Raw genomic sequence first — 2,240 nt, 5'->3', positions numbered from 1 at the left:
GCACCCCGCTCGACCACCGCGGCTCCGGCCGCTCCCGGCCCGCGGACGACCAGGTCCAGCAGGGCGTCGGCCCGCCGGGCGGCCAGGGTGTCGACGACGGCGCCCGGTGTCTGTTCCTCCGTGCGGCGGGCCTGTTCGTGCGGATCGGGCCCGTCCCACCCCGACCGTCGCCCCTCACGTGCGGCCGGATCGTCGGTGTCCTCGTCGCCGGGCGGGGCGGTGTGGCCGGCGGGAGCCGGGCGTGCGGTGGCGACCCCGGCCTCGATCGCGGCGACCAGGAGGGCGCCGTCCTCGGGAGTGAGCCGGGCCCGTACGACCAGGGACCCGTCGACGTCGTGGTGCCAGCTCACCCCGCGCCGGGCGGCGACGTCGCGCGGCGGCGCGCAGCGGCGGCGGACCGCGCGGACGACGGTCTCGACATGGCTCGCGGTCCCGCCGAGCGCCAGGTCCAGGAGCACCTGCTCGGCGTCCGGCCCGGCTGCGACCAGCGGAGGATAGTCCGGCTCGGTGTCCCCGAGCGGCTCCGGAGCGGCGACGGCGACCGGCCGGCTCCCCGTGCCGTCCCACGGACCGGTGTCCCCGCGTCCGGCGGGTGACGTGGTGGCTCTGTCCGTCCTCCCGCCGTCCGACAGGTCGGATCCGGCGCCCGTTCCGGGGCCGTCGACGTCTCCGGCGCTGCGGTCCGTGCCCGTGTCGGACGCGTCTCCCGCTCCCCGGACGGTGTCGTCTGGCCCTCCCCGTGCTGCGCAGTCGACCGATGCCCCGCCGGAGTCGTCGTCGGGGTCGCGACCTGGGCGCCGGAGCGGCTCCGTGGCGGTGGCCGGCGGAGCAGCGGCGGCCATGCGGTCGAGGACCGCGTCGTCCGCGCCGACGAGGCGGGTGACGGCCCGGACCTTGGAGTAGGAGATCCGGCCGGCCGCGAACGCCTCGGTGATCCGGGGCAGCCGGGTCAGTGCGTGCGCGACCCGCAGGTGCTCGGTCGCGGTGCGCAGGCTCATCCCCGCCCGCCAGGTCAGCCAATGGGCGCAGGACCGGACGCCGACGCCGCACCAGCCGCCGCGGTCGTCGAACTCGGCGAGCAGGCGCAGGAACCGGCACTCGGCGGCGGCGATGTGGCCCGCGAGACCGAGGAGTTCGGACTCGAGATCCGGCAGGCTCAGTTCACCGGCGGGCGTGGTCGTGGGGGTGGAGGTCGGCACGGCGCTTTCTCCTTCGTCGAACGTGTGTTCGACAGGAGTGTGCCGGGTGGGCCCGACAGTTCCGGTCCACACCGACGGTGGGATCGGCGCGGACCGGGGCGATCGCGTTCCGCGGAACGCGATCCGGAATCAGCGACGACGCCCCCTCGCCTCGCACACACCCTCCCGCCGTGCCGCCGTGCCGCCGTGCCGCCGTGCCGCCGTGCCGGGCGGAGAGGCGTGGCCGGGGACATCGAGGTCAGAGGAGGCCGAGCTTGGTGGCCGCGTAGACCGCCTCGGCGCGACGCGACACCATCAGCTTGCGCATCAGGTTGCCGACGTGGAACTTGACCGTCGTCTCGGAGATGAACAGCTCGGCGCCGATCGCGCGGTTGGACAGCCCCCGGGCCAGCAGGCGGAGCACGTCCAGCTCACGGTCGGTCAGCCGTTCCCGGTCGGGCATCCCGCCGGACAGCGACCGCACCATCGCCGACGCGGACCGGGCGTCGAACGCGCTCTCTCCGCGGGACACCGCGCGGATGGCACGGACGAGCTCGGTGGTGTCGACGTCCTTCACCACGTAGCCGCGGGCGCCGGCCTGCACCGACTCGACGACGAGGCGGTCCTCGGCGAAGGTCGTCAGCACCAGCACCCCGATGCCGGGGTGGTCGGCGCACAGCTTGCGGCAGACCTCGAGACCGTCGGTCTGCGGGCCGGACGCCAGCTTGAGGTCGAGCAGCACCACCTGCGGCCGGCCGGTCGCGACGGCGGCGAACGCCTCCGGTGCGCTGCCCGCCTCGCCCACGATGCGCAGGTCGTCCTCGCGCTCCAGTACCGCGCGCAGCCCCTGGCGCATGATCGAGTGGTCGTCGACCAGCACGATCCGGATCGGCCGCGCCGCGACTCCCGCGGGACCGGGACCGGTGCGGGTCGCGGCGGTCCCACCGGACCCGTGCATCCCGCCGCCCGGCGCGTTCCCGCCGCCCTGCCCGGGGCCCGCCTGACCGGGGATGCCGTGACCACCGCTGTGACCACCGCCGTGGCCGGGGCCGCGCGCGCCGA

At 76.0% G+C, this 2,240-nt stretch carries 2 protein-coding genes; both read right to left on the bottom strand.

Annotated elements, in window-relative coordinates:
• On the bottom strand, nucleotides 1-1,199 hold a 1,199-nt coding region (locus GTW08_RS05495; RefSeq protein ID WP_161151506.1), incomplete at its 3' end, for a DUF222 domain-containing protein.
• Between the two features lie 238 nt (nucleotides 1,200-1,437).
• Complete coding sequence (locus GTW08_RS05490) at nucleotides 1,438-2,136, bottom strand: MadR family response regulator transcription factor (protein ID WP_073576911.1); 699 nt, start codon at nucleotides 2,134-2,136, stop codon at nucleotides 1,438-1,440.
• Nucleotides 2,137-2,240: the final 104 nt, after the last annotated feature.

The sequence above is a fragment of the Pseudonocardia sp. SID8383 genome, assembly GCF_009864975.1.
GTDB lineage: Bacteria > Actinomycetota > Actinomycetes > Mycobacteriales > Pseudonocardiaceae > Pseudonocardia > Pseudonocardia alni.
This window is presented reverse-complemented; position numbering and strand designations above follow the sequence as displayed.

Bases quoted from the DNA above. Each gene is read 5' to 3' on its own strand.
- GTW08_RS05490 (WP_073576911.1), bottom strand. From the start codon at position 2,136: ATGCACGGGTCCGGTGGGACCGCCGCGACCCGCACCGGTCCCGGTCCC.